Consider the following 18,023-nt stretch of genomic DNA (forward strand, 5'->3'; position numbering starts at 1 on the left):
ACTTACAGCCTTTGGGCTGATCCTAATTGTAAAGGGACTATTATACCCTTTATTAACTACGATCAGCTATTAAGGCTTTTTTTCTGCCCTTTTTTAAGGGCAGTAAACCTTAATAGCAAAATTAATTGGAATTAAGGGTGGTGGAAATTGAAGAAACATGTATCTAAACATTAATAAACAGGTAGGGGGTTAGTATAAACAATTAAAAAAATAAAATTGAAAGGATGATGTCAATAAGATAATCAAATATGAAAAGAAAGGAGTGGATATTGCTTAAAATTTTGTTCAATTAAATAAAGACTGATGACATTTCATCACTGTAGGAGGCGTATACACGTGTCGCATATAAAGCGAATAGAAGCATATAACTGCTGGCTGATAGGCTTAAATTACAAACGCAGGTTACCTGATGTGTATAAGGTGACTAAACTTACAGAGTGAAAAATGCGTCACCTTATACACATCAGAGATAGTAATAGTATTTAACTGCGTTTGTAATTTTTTCTCTCTGGACTAATGGAAGGTGTGATCGTGTGGGTCATCAAGTTAAGAGTCGAGGTGGGAATCGACTCAAATATCAAATTGAGCAATGTATTAATTCAATAAATAAAGTGGGTGTATCGAAGAGAACCGCCAGGAAGAATGGTGGTTCTCAAATCCACTCATATAAGCAATTAAAAGAAGTTCTAAGTGTTAGCCAGAACTTTGGCAAATGGTTATTAGAGCAAGAAGTTAAGGATTTATTTAGATTAAAAAAAGTTCATTATCTGGAATATATAGATTATATGCAGCAAAAGGAAGTTTCATATGGACATTTGATTAACATTGAAACCAATTTAAGATTGTTGAATAAAGGGATGAAACATATTTCTATTGCTAAAGGCTACGGAATTAGAGTATGGATTCCTAAACAACGGATAATTGATACTTCTAATAGAGAAAATCCTGTTAATCGTTCTATTACAGATGAAAGAGCTAGTGAAGTATATGAAAGGCTTTCTAATAATGCAAAAATTGGTATGAATCTTCAAATGGCCTTTGGTTTACGATTAAAAGAGGCCTCTTCAACAACTAAAGCCTTTATTATTCAGCAAGGAAATGAAATTTTCTGGGCTGCTTCAGATGATTCACTTGCTGTTAACCCGGCTAAAGGTGTTACTAAAGGTGGCCGCGCTCGCAAAACACAATGTCGTCCCGATTATGAAGAAAGAATAAAGAAACTTCTAAGTGGAAAATCTGACTATGAATATTTGGTTCCTATTCATTATAATTCTCTAAAATCCGCCTATTATCGTGCTGGGCTCATTGAAGGATCGCATGGCTTAAGACATACCTATGCACGCTACATGCTTAATTTAGAATTTAAAAAGTATGGTATTGAGCTAGAAGGTAGACGTATGATGACACAAATGATAGAAAATAGGGCTGCAGGCTATCGTAAAGATCATTTGGTTTCTGCTGAACAAAGAGAATTGTATGATCTAACAAATAAAATTATGGATACTATTCATGGCTATTTAGGACATGGTAGTAATCGTACTGATTTGGCAGAGGTGTATCTTACTGAATAAAAAATTATTTTCCATTCACTTAGTTGCTATATTCACTAATTCTTTAGTAATGATATTAAAATGGCTTTGTTAAACAAGATTCAGGGGATATCTGAATTTCCAGTTATCTCTTGTTTGAACTTTTTGAACTGATCAGAAGTATTATTTTCCCAACCGAATTTTTTATGGAATAAAATATGCATCTCTTTAGTAAGGGCAATACCATAACCGTATTCATAATGAATTTTTCTAATCATGCTTGCTAGTAAAACCTGCTCTTCCTCAGTATAATCCCCTAAATTTGGGCGAATATCTAATTGCAATCTATCGAAAGTAAGGTCCATTAAAAAGCTAAAATTATGTGGATGATGGATTACTTCTGCAGGTTTGCCTGTAATAACACATCTATAATTCCAAACTTTCAAACTATCTCTTTTCCATTCTTTTGTTTGATCACGCAAGAAAAACTTTAATGTAGTTATTCCTCCTCTCCATTTATATGAGTTTTCACCACGGTTTCTATCTATAAAACAATTTTTACAACCTTGTACGTAACGAATACTATCGGGAGTACCTTCCAGTATATCTTCGGGATGTTGTTCACAATAATATTTTACTTTGGTCTTTGTATTTAAATATTCTTCTTCGATTGTTAAAAGAATAAAGCCCTTGGAATTAAACAGCTGTTGTATTTTTCTATAATCTAATCTCTGCTTCTTCCCACTTTCTTCATGACCACAAGAGCGACAGCCAATCTGATTTTTTATATTTGACCAAGACCCTTCCATAATTCCATTATCTGTATGATTATTACAAGAATAACTAAGTAGTTGTTCACTATTTTTATATGACTCTGATAAAAGTATTAATCCTCGCTTATTAAATTCGTTTTTTATAAATTCGTAACTATGTCTTTTTCTAGCCCCGATTTTTTCTGCTTCTTCAGGTTTTTGTGTGTAATGTTCTACACCGTATAATAATTTGTTTCCTTCCTTAGTCTTTTGGGGATGACATTTACTACACGTATCTTTTTTTACGGGGTTTTCATCTCTCGACCTTTTATAATTACCAAATTGTTTAGATATTTTTTTATTACAATAATCACATAATACCGTAACAGGTACATTTGACGACTTTGGGAGATCTTCTACTGGTACTTGGAATTTATCGCCCCAGGAAGTAAATTTGTATCCTTTTTTTACATAATGTGATTTAGTCTTATTTTGAACCCACTTCACCATTACATGAGTTGTTAGCAACAAATTTCATCACCTCTTTTAGAGGTATTACCAAAATATTTAGAAGCTATTCTGACTAATCTACATTCTTACCGTCAAAACTTAAAGGTTTTGACGGTTTTTATGCTTGCTGATAAAATAAGGATTAGTAGATGGTCAAAACTTACCATCATAATTGTGTCATGAAATTACCTTTAGGGGGATGAAAGAATGAAGTATGGCTATGCTCGTGTGAGTACAGTTCATCAGGATTTAGAAACACAAATTAATATGCTTGAAAAAGAGGGATGCGATAAAATCGTTACTGAAAAAATTTCAGGAACAAAGAACAGTCGTCCGAATTTCGATCAGCTTATAGTTGAATTGAATGAAGGGGATAGTTTAGTGGTTACTAAGGTAGACCGTTTTGCAAGGAATACGAGAAATGCATTAGATGTCATTCATGATTTATTTAATAGAGGTATTAAAGTACATATTTTAAATATGGGTATTATAGAAAACACACCTACAGGTAGGTTGATTTTTTCTATTTTTAGTGCTTTTGCAGAATTTGAAAGGGATATGATTGTAGAACGTACACAAGAAGGGAAACAATTAGCTAAACAGCGACCAGGGTTTAGAGAAGGACGCCCAAAGAAATTTTCAAGAAAACAAATTGAATTGGCTCTACAACAATTAGAAATACATTCTTATAAAGAAGTAACTGAAATGACAGGAATTTCTGAAAGTACTCTTCTTAGGGCTAAAAGAACTAAATTACTTTAAAGGTAATTTAGTTCTTCGCAACTTCTAATGAGGGTTCCATAAAAAAATACTTTCATTCTCGAAGAGAAGTTGCCTAAAGTAAAAAGGTTTACTTCAGCAAAATAAGGTATATTATATTTGTTGAATAGATTCTCTTTAAACAAAGTGGGGAAATATCAATTGGGTACCTAAGGTCAGGTGGCTGTGGCAAAGTAGCATGAAAAACACAAGCCTGCCAAATTTGATAAAAAGCAGCAACTTGAAAAAATACGTGCGGAGTATTTGAAAAAAAAAGCAAAAACAAACAGATAAATAATATGAATGAAAACGTAGGAAGCCTAAAATCTCCCTATGTTTTTCTTATTCGAAGTTCTTTTTTTCAATTGATGATAGAGTTTATTATTCTCCTAAATTTCAGATTCGGTGACAAAAAACTCGTCATCAGATATCCATTCTTCACTAATTGATTTTGACATTGAAACGACATAGCCATTATTCAAAATAATAACCTTGTAAACTGGGGTTTACCAGCTACAATTGAGGACAAGAATTACATGATTTGAACGGATTTTTCTGTTTTGATAAAAAGCGCAAAACTCATGTGTATCACTAGTTGGTGAGTGTACTGTATGATATTACTTCTAAGCCACCAGCTACTATTGAGTGGGAATAATCAAGTGACACTCTGTACACTGAAAAACGTTGATTTTATCCCGTTTAGGTAAAACTTATATGACTTTCTGAGACCAATATTCATTTGAATTGTCTCCAAGATTGTCGCCAAAAACTCTCGCCGAATGATTGTCGGCGAGAGTTTTTATTTAGGCTTCACCACGGTGGAATGGTGTATAATGTGGAGGTACAATTGTGTCATTAAAGTGGCAAGAACTAAAGGTGGAAGAAAAACTACAAACCTATCTAGAGTTGCTTCTATAATCAATGTATAAGAAGAAAAATTGGAGGTATACAAATGTCAAGTGCAACACAACGTGCCGAATTACAATCTCAAATCTGGAAAATAGCCAATGATGTCCGTGGCTCAGTAGATGGTTGGGATTTTAAACAATATGTTTTAGGAACGCTTTTTTATCGTTTCATTAGCGAGAACTTTTCTAGCTATATTGAAGCTGGAGACGAAAGTGTCAAGTATGCAGACCTTCCTGATGATATTATAACGAAAGAAATCAAAGAGGATGCCATTAAAACAAAAGGATATTTCATATATCCGAGTCAGCTGTTTGCTAATATTGCGAAAACCGCCAACACAAATGAAAGCTTGAATACAGATTTAGCTGCCATATTTTCTGCTATTGAAAGTTCAGCAAACGGTTATCCATCTGAACTAGATATTAGAGGATTATTTGCCGATTTTGATACGACAAGCAATAGATTAGGAAATACAGTGAAAGATAAAAACAGTCGTTTAGCTGCTGTTATTAAAGGCGTTGAAAGGCTTAATTTTGGTGATTTTGAAGATAGTCAAATTGACCTTTTTGGTGATGCCTATGAGTTTTTAATCTCTAATTATGCTGCCAATGCTGGTAAATCTGGAGGGGAATTTTTTACACCGCAGAGTGTGTCTAAGCTTATTGCTCAATTAGCAATCCACAAGCAAACAACCATTAATAAGATTTATGACCCTGCAGCTGGTTCAGGTTCATTGCTATTACAAGCAAAAAAACAGTTCGATGATCATATTATTGAAGATGGTTTTTATGGACAGGAGATTAACCATACAACTTATAACCTCGCTCGTATGAATATGTTTTTGCACAATATAAACTACGATAAATTTAATATTGCTTTAGGAAATACGCTATTAGACCCTTACTTTAGTGATGAAAAACCTTTTGATGCTATTGTATCTAATCCACCCTATTCCGTACATTGGATTGGCAGTGATGATCCAACACTTATTAATGATGAAAGATTTGCCCCTGCAGGCATATTAGCGCCAAAATCTAAAGCCGATTTTGCCTTTTTGCTTCATACGCTTAGTTATCTTTCAAGCAAAGGTCGGGCTGCTATCGTTTGCTTCCCTGGTATTTTTTATCGTGGTGGTGCAGAGCAAAAAATTAGAAAGTATCTGATTGATAATAACTTTGTTGAAACAGTTATTTCATTAGCACCTAACCTTTTTTATGGGACTTCAATAGCAGTTAATATCTTGGTTCTTTCTAAGCATAAAACCGATAATAAAACTCAATTTATTGATGCAAGTGGAGTAGATTTCTATAAAAAAGAAATGAATAATAACATACTTACAGATGAACATATTGAGGGGATAATGAAAATATTTGACAGTAAAGAAGTTATTAATTATGTTGCAGAATCTGTTGAATATGATGAAATCGTTAGAAAAAATTATAACCTATCTGTTAGCACCTATGTGGAAGCAAGAGACACTAGGGAAGTCATTGATATAAATGAGCTGAATGCAGAGATAAAAACGACTGTAGCAAAGATAGAACAACTTCGTGCTGAAATTGATGACATTATTGAGGTGCTTGAATCATGATTATGCCAAATTATATGGAGAAACTCCTTGAGGGGGGGCGGGTTGAGTGGAAAGCGTTAGGGGATGTTACATTACCAACTTCCAATATTAGATGGAGAGATACGAAGGGTACTTATCGGTATATTGATTTAACTTCAGTTAGTCGTGAAAAAAACACAATAATTGAGACAACTGAAATATCTGCCGAAAATGCACCAAGCAGAGCCAAAAAATTAGTTGTAAAAAATGATGTTATTTTTGCAACAACTCGTCCGACCCAACAAAGATTATGTATGATTACTGAAGAATTTTCTGGAGAAGTCGCAAGTACTGGTTATTGTATCTTAAGAGCCAAAAAAGATGAAGTTTTACCAAAATGGATTTATCATTGCATTACTTCATCGGATTTTAAAAATTATGTAGAAGAGAATCAAAGTGGTTCAGCATATCCAGCTATTTCTGATGCGAAGGTCAAAGAGTTCAAAATCCCAACCCCACCCCTTAAAGTACAAGAGGAAATCGTCCGTATCTTGGATGCCTTCACAGACCTTACAGCAGAGCTTATATCAGAGCTTACAGCACGTAAAAAGCAATATACATATTACCGTGATAAGTTATTGACTTTTGAAGATGGTGAAGTTGAGTGGAAAGTATTAGGAGAGGTTGCAAAAATATTCGATTCATTGCATCAAACACCACGATACTCAGATCATGGACTAAGCATGATAAGAGTTACTGATATTAAAGGCGGTTTCTTGAATTTAGAAGATACTTTAAAAGTTAGTGACGAAGTATTTAGTATATTCACAAAAAAATATCTACCTCAAAAATATGACTTAGTAATGTCTAGGGTAGGTTCATATGGAAATGTTAGTATTGTTCCATCGGATAGTGCTGTTTGCATGGGTCAAAATACTGTTGTAATTCATCCTTTGGTAAATGGTAAATATTTATATTATATTTTATTATCTAATGATGTACAAAGTTTTATTGAAAGAAACGTGGGAGGCGGCAGTCAAAAAACGCTCAGTCTAAAGTCAATTAAAGAAATACCTATTCCTATAGTAAATGAAACAGAACAAGCTCGCATCGTGTCTTTACTCGACAAATTCGACGCTTTGGCATCCTCAATTACCGAGGGATTACCTCGTGAAATAGAATTGCGTCAAAAGCAATACGAATATTACCGCAATATGCTTCTTAGCTTTCCAAAAGAGGAGGTAGAGGAGTAATATGGGTGTTTCACTAACTGATATTGCAAAGCAGTTAAGAGATAATAATAAAAAAGTTCAGCTGATTTATGCTTTTAATGGAACTGGTAAAACTAGACTTTCACGAGAATTCAAATTAGTTGCACCGAAAGTAGATGGTGATACGGAGCTAGAGGAATCAGAAGTAGGCAGTAAAAATATTCTTTATTATAATGCTTTTACGGAAGATTTATTTTATTGGGATAATGATTTAGAGTTTGATGCAAAACCAAAACTTAAAATCCATCCTAACTCATTTACAAATTGGATATATGAAGTGCAAGGACAAGATAGGAACATTATTACGAATTTTCAACATTATACTGACGAAAAATTAACTCCACATTTTAATGAAAAATATACTATTACAGATAAGGATGGGAATACTGTAACAGTAGGAGCTTTTACAGAAATAACTTTTTCGTATGAGCGTGGTAATGATGAGCGTTCAGATAATATTAAAATTTCAAAAGGAGAAGAGAGTAACTTTGTATGGTGTGTTTTTTATTCTCTACTTGAACAAGTTATTGATGTATTGAATGTAGCTGAACAAAGTGATAGAGAAACAAATCAGTTTGACCAGCTGGAATATGTATTTATAGATGACCCTGTAAGTTCATTAGATGATAATCACTTGATTGAGTTAGCTGTAAATCTAGCACAATTAATAAAAAAATCCAGTGAACCAAAGCTTAAATTTATTATAACCACACATAATCCTCTTTTTTATAATGTGCTGTGTAATGAATTTAACAATTCTAATAAAAGCACAGGTTACAAGAACAATAAACACTTTAAAAAGCACAGGTTAGAAAAGAAAGAAGAGGGCACTTATGAACTAATACCTCAGCCTAATGATTCGCCGTTTTCGTATCATCTTTTTCTAATAAATGAAATTGGCAAAGCTATTGAATCTGAGCAAATATACAAATATCATTTTAATTTTCTTCGAAATATTTTAGAGAAAACATCCACTTTTTTAGGCTATTCTGATTGGGGAGATTTGTTATTACCTGTTAAAGGAAATCGTGATGCATATGAAAAAAGGATTCTAAACTTATCCAGTCATTCAAAGCACTCAGCTGATGAAATTGTTGTGCTCACAGATGATGATAAAAATGTTTTGAGACATCTTATTAGTGAAATTAGTGAAATATATAGATTTAATAAAGAGAGTATTTAATAATTAAGGGGGGAAATTTAATGTGCGATTACAAACCTATCGCAGAATCGAACAACTTCATAGTTTTAGATAAATATAACAAGATGGATCAACAAGAGGTTGGCTATCAAACTGAAGCTGATTTAGAACGAGAGCTTATTCAAGATTTAGTGAATCAAGGTTATGAACACCTACCAAGTTTAACCACTCCTGAAAAGATGCTTGCTAATGTTCGGGTGCAACTGCAAAACCTTAATAATGTACAGTTTTCAGAAGCTGAATGGATTAGATTTTGTGAACAGTTTTTAGATAAACCTAGTGATAACCACATTGATAAAACCCGTAAAATTCATAACGATTATATTTATGACTTTGTTTTTGATGATGGGCATATTCAAAACATTTACCTAGTTGACAAAAAGAATATTCCTAACAATAAAGTGCAAGTAATTTCCCAATTTGAACAAAAAGGGACGCAAGCCAATAGATATGATGTTACCATTCTAGTTAATGGCTTACCTTTAGTACAAGTAGAGCTTAAAAAGCGTGGAATTGCCATTCGTGAAGCCTTTAATCAGGTTCATCGATATAGTAAAGAGAGCTTTAATTTGGAAAACTCCCTGTTTAAATATTTACAGGTTTTCGTGATTTCTAATGGGACAGATAGCCGTTATTTTGCTAATACGACTAAACGTGATAAGAATAGTTTTGATTTTACTATGAATTGGGCAAAATCGGATAATACCCTGATTAAAGATTTAAAAGATTTCACTGCTACATTTTTTCAGAAGAATACTTTATTGAATATACTACTGAAATACTCAGTTTTTGATGTGAGCGATAATTTGCTGATTATGCGTCCTTATCAAATTGCTGCCGCGGAAAGGATACTATGGAAAATTGAAAGTTCTTACCTAGCCAAAAATTGGAGAACTATTGAAAGTGGTGGATATATATGGCATACAACAGGTTCGGGAAAAACGCTTACGAGTTTTAAAGCAGCTCGTTTGGCTACTGAACTGGATTTTATAGATAAAGTTTTTTTTGTTGTAGATCGGAAAGACCTAGATTTTCAGACAATGAAAGAGTATCAGCGTTTTTCTCCTGATAGTGTTAATGGGTCAGAAAGTACCGCAGGATTAAAGCGTAACATTGAAAAAGACGATAATAAAATTATTGTGACTACGATTCAAAAACTGAATAACCTAATTAAAAGCGAAACAGAGCTACCTATATATAATAAACAAGTGGTATTTATTTTTGATGAAGCCCATCGTTCACAATTTGGTGAAGCTCAAAAAAATATTAAGAAAAAGTTTAAGAAGTTCTATCAATTCGGATTTACAGGTACGCCTATTTTTCCAGAAAATGCGTTAGGTTCTGAAACGACTGCTTCTGTCTTCGGTCGAGAGTTACATTCCTATGTAATTACTGATGCCATTAGAGATGAGAAAGTCTTAAAGTTCAAAGTAGATTATAATGATGTACGTCCTAAATTCAAAATGATTGAAAAAGAACAGGACGAAAAAAAGCTATCGGCAGCAGAAAATAAAGAGGCTTTACTGCATCCTGAACGAATTAAAGAAATTTCTCAATATATTCTTAATAATTTTAAAATAAAAACCCATCGTTTAAATGCGGGTGGAAGAGGATTTAATGCCATGTTTGCTGTAAGCAGTGTTGATGCAGCCAAACTCTACTATGAATCATTAAATAACTTACAAGAGGGAAGTAGTAAACCACTTAAGATTGCGACAATCTTCTCCTTTGCTGCTAATGAAGAGCAAAATGCTATAGGAGAAATTCTTGATGAAACGTTTGAACCTTCAGCAATGGATAGTAGTGCAAAAGAGTTTTTAAGTTTAGCCATTAAAGACTATAATGCCCTGTTTAAAACCAATTATGGCGTAGAAAGTAAGGAATTTCAAAATTATTATCGTGACCTTGCTAAACGAGTAAAAGGCAAAGAGATTGATTTGTTGATTGTTGTTGGAATGTTTTTAACTGGTTTTGATGCACCTACATTAAATACTTTATTTGTTGATAAAAATCTTAGATATCATGGTCTAATGCAAGCTTTTTCGAGAACAAATCGTATTTATGATTCAACCAAAACTTTTGGGAATATTGTTACTTTTAGAGATTTAGAACAAGCAACCATAGACGCCATTACTCTTTTTGGAGATAAAAACACTAAAAACGTTGTGTTGGAGAAAAGCTACAAGGAGTATATGGAAGGATTCACTGATGTGGCAACAGGTAAAGCCCGTCGTGGATATGCAGATGTAGTAAAAGAATTAAAGGAACGTTATCCTAATGTTGATGAGATTGTTACTGAAAGGGATAAGAAAGAATTTGCTAAACTTTTTGGGGAATATTTGCGTATTGAAAATATCCTACAGAACTATGATGAATTTTCAGGTTTAAAAGCTTTACAAACAGTAGATCTGACTGACCCTAAAGCTTTAGAAGATTTTAAGTCTACTCACTATGTAACGGATGAAGATATAGCTGTTATGCAAGAGATTCAAGTTTTAGAAGAAAGAGCTGTTCAAGATTATCGTTCTTCATATAATGATATTCGTGATTGGCTTCGCCGTGAAAAAACTGGAAAAGAGAAAGGAAATGCCTCTATTGATTGGGATGATGTTGTCTTTGAGGTAGATCTTTTAAAATCCCAAGAGATCAATTTAGATTACATTCTTGAACTTATTTTTGAGCATAACAAAAAGGTAAAAGATAAAGCAACATTGGTTGAAGAAGTTCGCCGCTTAATTCGATCAAGCGTAGGAAACCGTGCAAAAGAAAGCTTAGTAGTTGACTTTATCAACCAAGCTGATTTAGATAGTATTCAAGATAAAGCAAGTATTATTGATGCCTTCTTCTCATTTGCTCAAACTGAGCAAAAACGTGAAGCAGAAGAGTTGATTAATACTGAAAAACTTAATGATGAAGCTGCAAAAAGATATATTTTAACTTCATTAAAAAGAGAATATGCCAGTGAAAATGGAACGGAGCTTAATGAAATTCTTCCTAAAATGAGTCCTCTTAATCCTCACTATTTAACAAAAAAGCAGAGCGTTTTCCAGAAAATCTCTGCATTCGTAGATAAGTTTAAGGGAGTAGGTGGAAAGATTTAATAAATCTAAAATAAGGGTTAAAAACCAGAATATTTTAGTCTCGTTCTAAAGGAACAAAATTGCATTGGTGGTGGTGTAGAATTATTTCATTCTACATCATCACCTTTTTATTTTCCGCTAAAATTGTATTTGTTAATTACCTCAAGCTTTATCGTTTGCACTCTTTTTAATTCTGTGACATATGCAAAGGAAGATTATACCAACAACTTTAACGTATGTTCATCTAATGTCCATGGCTTACCTTTCATTTCTTTAGCTATCAAAGTCCCAAATTTCTTATAATCAGAAATAATTATATTGCGAGCCCTTAATCCCAAGGAATCTTCGTTCGGAACATATATTAGAAGAAGCCTAGTTAAATATGATACAAAATTATCTAATTTCTTATCTAGTTTCTTCAGAGAATCTCCTTCATGCATTATGAAATCTACAAACAAAATATGAAATTGTTTTCCGCACTTAAAATAAAGAAATTCAATTGCGTTTTTTTGTATGGATTCGTACTTCTCAAAAATATCATCTTCTTTAAGATTATAAAAATGAGAAGAAATACTTAATTGACTATTAGGAAATTCGGACATTTCTATTTCGCCAACCATAAACATTTGCCAATATGAGTGATATTCAGCATACGGAACATAGTCAAATAGCACTTTATTATATGTTTCTTTTAATTTGTCATCATCCCCATATAAAACATCAAGAAGAAGCTTCTCAAATAAGACATTAGATAAGTCACTATTTTCAAAATCTCCCCATAGTAATTTACGCTTATCTTTTTTAAATCCCAACACCTTTGTTAAATGTAATAAAAGTGAGTCCGAGATTAAATTTGGATTTTTCTTGGGATAGGCTTTCCCACCAGCAATATTTTTAATAATAGAAAGATCATATTTTGCGTATCAAAAACAATTGCGAAAGATTACTTTGCACGATGTTCAATTTTTTAGAACGTGGCTTTTGGATAAAAATGCGGCAGGGTATTCACAGTCTTATGCTTCGATGATCTTTGGAATGTTGAAGAAAATTCTTGAATTTGCTGTTACGCTCAATTATCTTGATAAGAATGTTGCTCGACAAGTGAAACCAATCCCAAAAGGAAAAACAGATGTGGCTTACTGGACGAAAGATGAGTTTGAAAAAGTCCTTTCAAAAATTTATATTGAAGACTTTTACGAGCACCTCTGTCTAGTTATATTGTGGCTCTACTACATGACTGGTGTTCGTGTGAATGAAGGAACAGCTCTCTGGTGGAATGATGTTGATTTTGAAAAGAAACAGCTACGTGTTCACCATATGTTGATTACCAAGAGTCGCAAGAACTACAACCGTAAGAACCATACGAAGACGGCTGATGGGAAGCGTGTACTTGCCTTAGATCATGATACGCTTGAAGTGTTGCGAGTTTGGAAAGAACGACAAGTACAACACGGAGATATGGATTTCATTTTCTCCTATGATGGCTTACCAATGATAAAATCAACGATTGCTCGAATTATTGCACGCTATGCAAAACTTGCAGGCGTTCCAGTAATACAGGCAAAAGGGTTACACCATTCCCACGTTAGTTTTCTCATCAATGAATTAAATGCTTCTGTCTTGAGTGTTTCAAAACGTCTAGGACATAGTTCACCAGAAATTACGCTGAAACACTATGCACATTTGTGGCGTGGTATTGATGACGGTGTTGCCGAATCTATGGCAGGCATTATCAAAATTAATACTGCTCCAAGTAAGCAGTTTGCTTTTGTTGGTAATCAAGCAGTGAAACAAATGTCTCCAAAACTGTCTCCAAAATAATAGAGATACTTTAGAAACATGATAACAACGGGCTTTTATAAGCCTAAATATCCCATTGAGTGGAAATAATTAAATAGCACCTAGAAAAAGCTTGGGGAGCCTTATTTAATAAGGTTTCTGCCAAGCTTTTTTGTTTGGTGATACCAGAATTGATACCAAACTTATTTTTTATAGAATTAATTAATCTAATTTATCTTGTCAATGTAATGTAAAACATTTAAAATTATAGTTAATATTACCTAAAATTATTGGGGAAAAGAATTGATATTACCAATAATGACTTACATCTTTAAAGGTGTTTTTTGATTTATGGCGAATATAATGAATATATAGACGGGATGAGGCGTAAACTGTGATTACGATAAAAAAAAGAATGATATTAAATAAGGATTTAGATAAAACTAATATGAACAGCATGCTTGAGGAAGTTTTGGATAGGGATAAAACTCCTTTATGTAGTGATTTGGAAATAGATTTCGAAAAAATAGGTTTTGTTGAGCCTGGTGGTATAGTTGCTTTACATAACATGATAGAATGGCTTAGTAGTAAGAAGGTTAAAGTAAGTTTCACTTATCCTATAGAAAATAAAGGAATTAAGGACCCGTTGAAGTATTTGGATGATTCGAATTTTTTTAGGAGACATTTAGGAAAGACAATCTATCCAAACTCATCTGTTAGGTCTACAACAATGTCATTACAAGATGTAACTTATAGTCAAAGTCATGCATGGCTAAAACATAAGTTTATACCGTGGTTAGCACAACAATTAGATGTGAAAAACTCTACTTTAGCTAACATTGAAATGTGTTTAGGTGAGATTTTTAACAATATTAACGACCATTCTATGGAGGAAATAGGTTGTATATATGCACAATATTATCCAAATAAACACTTGTTAACGTTTTGTATAGCTGATTTTGGTGTAGGTATACCGCATAATATAAGGAAGTTACATCCAGAACTTGGTGATGCTGATGCTTTAGAATTAGCAATCAAAGAAGGATTCACAACTAAAACTACTCCTAGAAATTTAGGGGCAGGTTTATATACATTAATAAGAAATGTCGTATTAAATTTAAAAGGTTCAGTTCATATAAATTCAGGGTATGGTTTATTAAATGTATTTGCTAATCGAAATGATATGGTTATTAAATCTCATGAAGCTTTTGGGTTCTATCCTGGAACTTTCTTAGAGTTTAATATAGATACTAAAGTTGTTAGAGAAGAAGATAAGGATAATGATGAAGAGGAGGAGTTCTTATGGTAATTACTGTTAGTGTATTAGATTATGTGGATAGCTGTTATTCAAATGATGACGGTGCGGTTGTATTCGAAATAATTGATTCATTATTAAATAAGAAGAATAAAGTAATTGTTTCATTTGAAGGAATCAATAGCATTACATCTAGCTTCACTAATACAGCATTTGTTGAGCTAATAAAAAAATATGATATGGATTTTGTTAAACAAAATTTGTCGTTTGTTAAATCTAATAAGGCGATCAATCAAATGATAAAATCCCGATTTGATTTTTTCTCAAATAACCTTCAATGTGTGTAGTTTATTGAAGGTAGATAAAATTATTTTATTTTTAAAAAAACAGCAGTTCCCATGAGTATGGAAATTGCTGTTTTTGATACGCTTTATTTAGAGTTGCTTTTTTATAATCATTTAAATTCCATCAGTTTTATATTCAAATGATTGATTACCTTGAAATTTAGTTTGTTTGTTATTAGAAGTTTGATAACTTATTGAGCCAGACATATTTTTTGCAATCTCAAAATTTACATTTGGATAGAGGTGTGAATATGTGCTTAGAGTTGTTTTTATATCCTCATGACCTAAACGATCTCTAATAATAAGAGGATTAGCATTGTACTCATTAATTAAAAATGAAGCGTGTGAATGTCGTAATCCTTTTGCTTGAATGGGCTTTACACCCGCTAGTTTTGCGTGTCTTTTAATAATCCTAGAAATAGTTGATTTCCAAGTAGGCCTACCATCGTATGAAAATACAAAATCAATTTCCCCGAATTCTTCTTGTCTAGCTTTCCAAGATTTTAAGATTTCTATCGTATCAGTGTCTAATGCAATTGTTCGCATGTTTAGGATAAAGCTTTTAAATTAAAAGAAAGGCCTAGCTATTAGTAAATTTTAGCGTGTGGAATCTAAAACTTTCTTACCCAAGACTGCGTTCCAAAACGAGGTGTACTTGATTCCAATCATAATTCCATACTCCTCGAAGAATCTTTCTCCTATTATGTCCCCATTGTTGTAAATGAAATTTTTCAAGTTCATTAGTACCTGGTACGCTTTAGCCATACCTGGGTGCTCATATTGAACATGCCAGCCTTAATCAAAATAAATATACCCTTCATTCTCTAAACTCCTAAGTTCAGTATTATCCTCTTGTCTTGAGCATCCATAATCATCTTTAAGATCATGATACAACACACTGGCAGCAAGCTGAGGTAATGGGTTCAATTCATCTGCAGCTTCCTCTACTAAACCTACAAATGCTTCCTATTCTTCCATTTTGGAGTTCACATACTCTTTAATTTCTTCAGCATCTTTCAAACTAATAATTTCCTCTTTTTTTAATTTGTTGGATATTAATGTCGATATCATTGTAAAGATTATAAAGAAATGTATTAAACTAACGGGGTTCGTTAGTTTAATAAGAATTAAGTGATATTATGAGTGAGGTCAGATTATAGTTATTCAATTAAAGGGAGCGTTTGCAGAATAAGGCTTATTAAAATGATCAAACTTTTTTAGAAAAAATCTAATACTTGTCAAAAAAAAGAGTAACTCCATTTTGATCAATCTTTATTCCAAAGCTACAGCATAAGCAGAAATTATAATTAAGCATGAAATAACGTCCACTATAATGTAAGGTGGGCGTTTGTCTTTTGGCAGGAATTCGTGAGATTGCTTCTAAAATAAAAGATGCTGATATGCCACGTGCGTTTAATAATTTTTTTAGAAAATTTGCCCCCACAACGCTAATTTAGTGAAATGGCATTTAGTTTGGCATTTAGCATATTTCCAAAACTGCTAAAAACCCTTATAAATGCTTGTTTAATAAGTTTTCTTAGATACAGTGGTTCGACTCCCGCCGTCTCCATATGAAAAACAAGAAAACCGTTGAGGAATCAACGGTTTTTGTTTTGAAAAAACTATTTGGATTGAAAAGAACTTTCAATGATTTGTTTCCTTTAATAAAATTTCACAACATCTTCAAATGGTAAGAATGTTCTTTCTCCTGGCTGTTCGTTTGGTTCACCAAATGGCATTTGTGCTACTAAACTCCATTCACTTGGGATATTCCAAGTTTGTTTTACTTCTTCATCAACAATTGGATTGTAATGCTGCAATGATGCACCGATACCTTCAGCAGAAAAAGCCAACCATGCTGCATACTGTAACATTGCACTTCCTTGATGAGACCAATATGGAAATTGATCTTTATACAATGGTGCATTCTTTTGCATATTTTTTACTGTTTCTTGGTTTTCAAAGAAGAGAACTGTACCTACACCATCGTGAAATCCTTGTAATCGCTCTACAGTTGCAGCAAAGTTCTCTTCTGGAACACGTGAGCGTAGAGTTTCTTTTACGATATCCCAAAACTTTTCATGTTCTGCATCCATCAATACAATGACACGTCCACTTTGCATGTTAAAAGAAGTTGGTGCATGTAAAGCAGTTTTTAATACTTCATTAATTTTTTCTTTTGTGATGTTTCCATTCTTTTTTACCTTACGAATAGAACGGCGGTTGATGATTACTTCTTTTAAATTTTTTGTAGTTACTGACATTTTAATTCCTCCAATTAAGTTTAAACTTAGGTTCTTCAAACGATTCAATCTGCTAAATAAAGTAATACTTAAAACGATTCATTACCATTTGAACCTATGTTTAGCAATACCCATCTATATCGCATTGCATGCCATCCAAATCATTTGATTTCAATTTTTTTAATTCTTTATCAATGACCATCTCTAATCTTTCTTTGCTAGCTAATCCTTGAATCACTTCATCACCAATAATAAACGTTGGTACAGCCATAATTTGTGCCTCTTCATATGCTTGTTTTAGAGCATCTTGATGAACTTCTCGATATGTTCTTGCTATTAAAGCGTCTTTGAAATCAACTGTGGACAGTTCAACTTCACCTGCTAGTTTTGTTAATACTTCTACATTTTCAATGTCTTGTTCCTCTTGGAAAAACGCAGTAAATACTCTATGGTGAAATTCATTTCCTTTTCCATGTTCTTTTGCGAATTGATATCCTTCGAATGCTAAGTAAGTATATGGGTGAGGGGAAACACGTGGTAAACGCATATCAACTCCTAATTTTTTTGCAGTAGGCAGAATAAAAGAATCCCATGAAGCTAATTTATCGGGTTCTTTCCATGGATCAATTTTGGGATGAGGACTTGGGCGTAATTCAAATGGCATCCATTCTACTTCTACATCTTTTTCCTTAACAATCTCATCTAAAGGACCCTTTCCTAAAAAACAAAATGGGCAAACAAAGTCCGAGTATACTTTTATATTTACAGTCATCTTATATTTCCTCGCTTTTTGATTATTAGAACATAATTGTAACTGATTAAGTTACAAGTTATCTAAAAAA

General features: G+C 33.0%; 14 protein-coding genes and 1 pseudogene. 10 read left to right on the forward strand and 5 right to left on the reverse strand.

The window, feature by feature from the left end:
* Nucleotides 1–533 precede the first annotated feature (533 nt).
* Nucleotides 534–1,571, forward strand: coding sequence for an integrase (locus MHH85_RS01560; protein WP_340705750.1), 1,038 nt, complete (start codon nucleotides 534–536; stop codon nucleotides 1,569–1,571).
* 80 nt (nucleotides 1,572–1,651) lie between these two features.
* Here MHH85_RS01560 and MHH85_RS01565 read toward each other — a convergent pair whose 3' ends face one another.
* Entirely contained in the window at nucleotides 1,652–2,812 is a 1,161-nt protein-coding gene (locus tag MHH85_RS01565; RefSeq protein ID WP_340705751.1) for a hypothetical protein, read from the reverse strand.
* A 186-nt stretch (nucleotides 2,813–2,998) separates the two neighbouring features.
* Between MHH85_RS01565 and MHH85_RS01570 the strand changes: the two genes are divergently transcribed.
* The 6 genes from MHH85_RS01570 to MHH85_RS01590 all read left to right on the forward strand — a co-directional run bounded on the left by MHH85_RS01570 (nucleotide 2,999) and on the right by MHH85_RS01590 (nucleotide 11,581).
* Nucleotides 2,999–3,553 carry a recombinase family protein gene (locus MHH85_RS01570; RefSeq protein ID WP_340705752.1) on the forward strand — a complete coding sequence of 185 codons (555 nt, stop codon included), beginning with the start codon at nucleotides 2,999–3,001 and terminating at the stop codon, nucleotides 3,551–3,553.
* Nucleotides 3,554–4,148: 595 nt separating this feature from the next.
* Nucleotides 4,149–4,205: a GMP synthase (glutamine-hydrolyzing) gene (locus MHH85_RS22230; RefSeq protein WP_083493760.1), complete on the forward strand. Its 57-nt coding sequence runs from the start codon at nucleotides 4,149–4,151 to the stop codon at nucleotides 4,203–4,205.
* A gap of 297 nt (nucleotides 4,206–4,502) precedes the next feature.
* Nucleotides 4,503–6,050 carry a type I restriction-modification system subunit M gene (locus MHH85_RS01575; RefSeq protein ID WP_340705753.1) on the forward strand — a complete coding sequence of 516 codons (1,548 nt, stop codon included), beginning with the start codon at nucleotides 4,503–4,505 and terminating at the stop codon, nucleotides 6,048–6,050.
* Nucleotides 6,047–7,261 (forward strand): restriction endonuclease subunit S, encoded by a 1,215-nt coding sequence (locus MHH85_RS01580; RefSeq protein WP_340705754.1) that lies wholly within the window; start codon nucleotides 6,047–6,049, stop codon nucleotides 7,259–7,261. Before MHH85_RS01575 ends, MHH85_RS01580 begins: the two co-directional genes overlap by 4 nt.
* A gap of 1 nt (nucleotide 7,262) precedes the next feature.
* Entirely contained in the window at nucleotides 7,263–8,462 is a 1,200-nt protein-coding gene (locus MHH85_RS01585) for an AAA family ATPase (RefSeq protein ID WP_340705755.1), read from the forward strand.
* A gap of 20 nt (nucleotides 8,463–8,482) precedes the next feature.
* Nucleotides 8,483–11,581 (forward strand): type I restriction endonuclease subunit R, encoded by a 3,099-nt coding sequence (locus MHH85_RS01590; RefSeq protein WP_340705756.1) that lies wholly within the window; start codon nucleotides 8,483–8,485, stop codon nucleotides 11,579–11,581.
* Nucleotides 11,582–11,775: 194 nt separating this feature from the next.
* On the opposite strand, the gene MHH85_RS01595 is transcribed toward MHH85_RS01590, so the two are convergent.
* On the reverse strand, nucleotides 11,776–12,372 hold the full coding sequence (locus MHH85_RS01595) for a hypothetical protein (protein WP_340705757.1): 597 nt from the start codon (nucleotides 12,370–12,372) through the stop codon (nucleotides 11,776–11,778).
* Nucleotides 12,373–12,484: 112 nt separating this feature from the next.
* Between MHH85_RS01595 and MHH85_RS01600 the strand changes: the two are divergent.
* The 3 genes and pseudogenes from MHH85_RS01600 to MHH85_RS01610 all read left to right on the forward strand — a co-directional run.
* Nucleotides 12,485–13,381: pseudogene (locus MHH85_RS01600) on the forward strand (tyrosine-type recombinase/integrase); the annotation flags it as partial.
* A gap of 352 nt (nucleotides 13,382–13,733) precedes the next feature.
* Nucleotides 13,734–14,648 carry an ATP-binding protein gene (locus MHH85_RS01605; protein WP_340705758.1) on the forward strand — a complete coding sequence of 305 codons (915 nt, stop codon included), beginning with the start codon at nucleotides 13,734–13,736 and terminating at the stop codon, nucleotides 14,646–14,648.
* Entirely contained in the window at nucleotides 14,642–14,941 is a 300-nt protein-coding gene (locus tag MHH85_RS01610; RefSeq protein WP_340705759.1) for an STAS-like domain-containing protein, read from the forward strand. The genes MHH85_RS01605 and MHH85_RS01610 overlap by 7 nt, the downstream gene beginning before the upstream one ends.
* A gap of 111 nt (nucleotides 14,942–15,052) precedes the next feature.
* Here MHH85_RS01610 and MHH85_RS01615 read toward each other — a convergent pair whose 3' ends face one another.
* The 3 genes from MHH85_RS01615 to MHH85_RS01625 form a co-directional block, all read right to left on the reverse strand.
* The gene (locus tag MHH85_RS01615) at nucleotides 15,053–15,484 is read right to left on the reverse strand and encodes a tyrosine-type recombinase/integrase (protein WP_340705760.1); all 432 of its coding nucleotides are present in this window, start codon (nucleotides 15,482–15,484) and stop codon (nucleotides 15,053–15,055) included.
* Nucleotides 15,485–16,599: 1,115 nt separating this feature from the next.
* Nucleotides 16,600–17,202, reverse strand: a complete 603-nt coding sequence (locus tag MHH85_RS01620; RefSeq protein ID WP_340705761.1) for a nitroreductase family protein — start codon at nucleotides 17,200–17,202, stop codon at nucleotides 16,600–16,602.
* 100 nt (nucleotides 17,203–17,302) lie between these two features.
* Entirely contained in the window at nucleotides 17,303–17,953 is a 651-nt protein-coding gene (locus tag MHH85_RS01625; protein WP_340705762.1) for a DsbA family oxidoreductase, read from the reverse strand.
* Between the last annotated feature and the right edge of the window lie 70 nt (nucleotides 17,954–18,023).

This window comes from Viridibacillus sp. FSL E2-0187, from assembly GCF_038006425.1.
In the GTDB taxonomy this organism is placed as follows: domain Bacteria; phylum Bacillota; class Bacilli; order Bacillales_A; family Planococcaceae; genus Viridibacillus; species Viridibacillus arvi.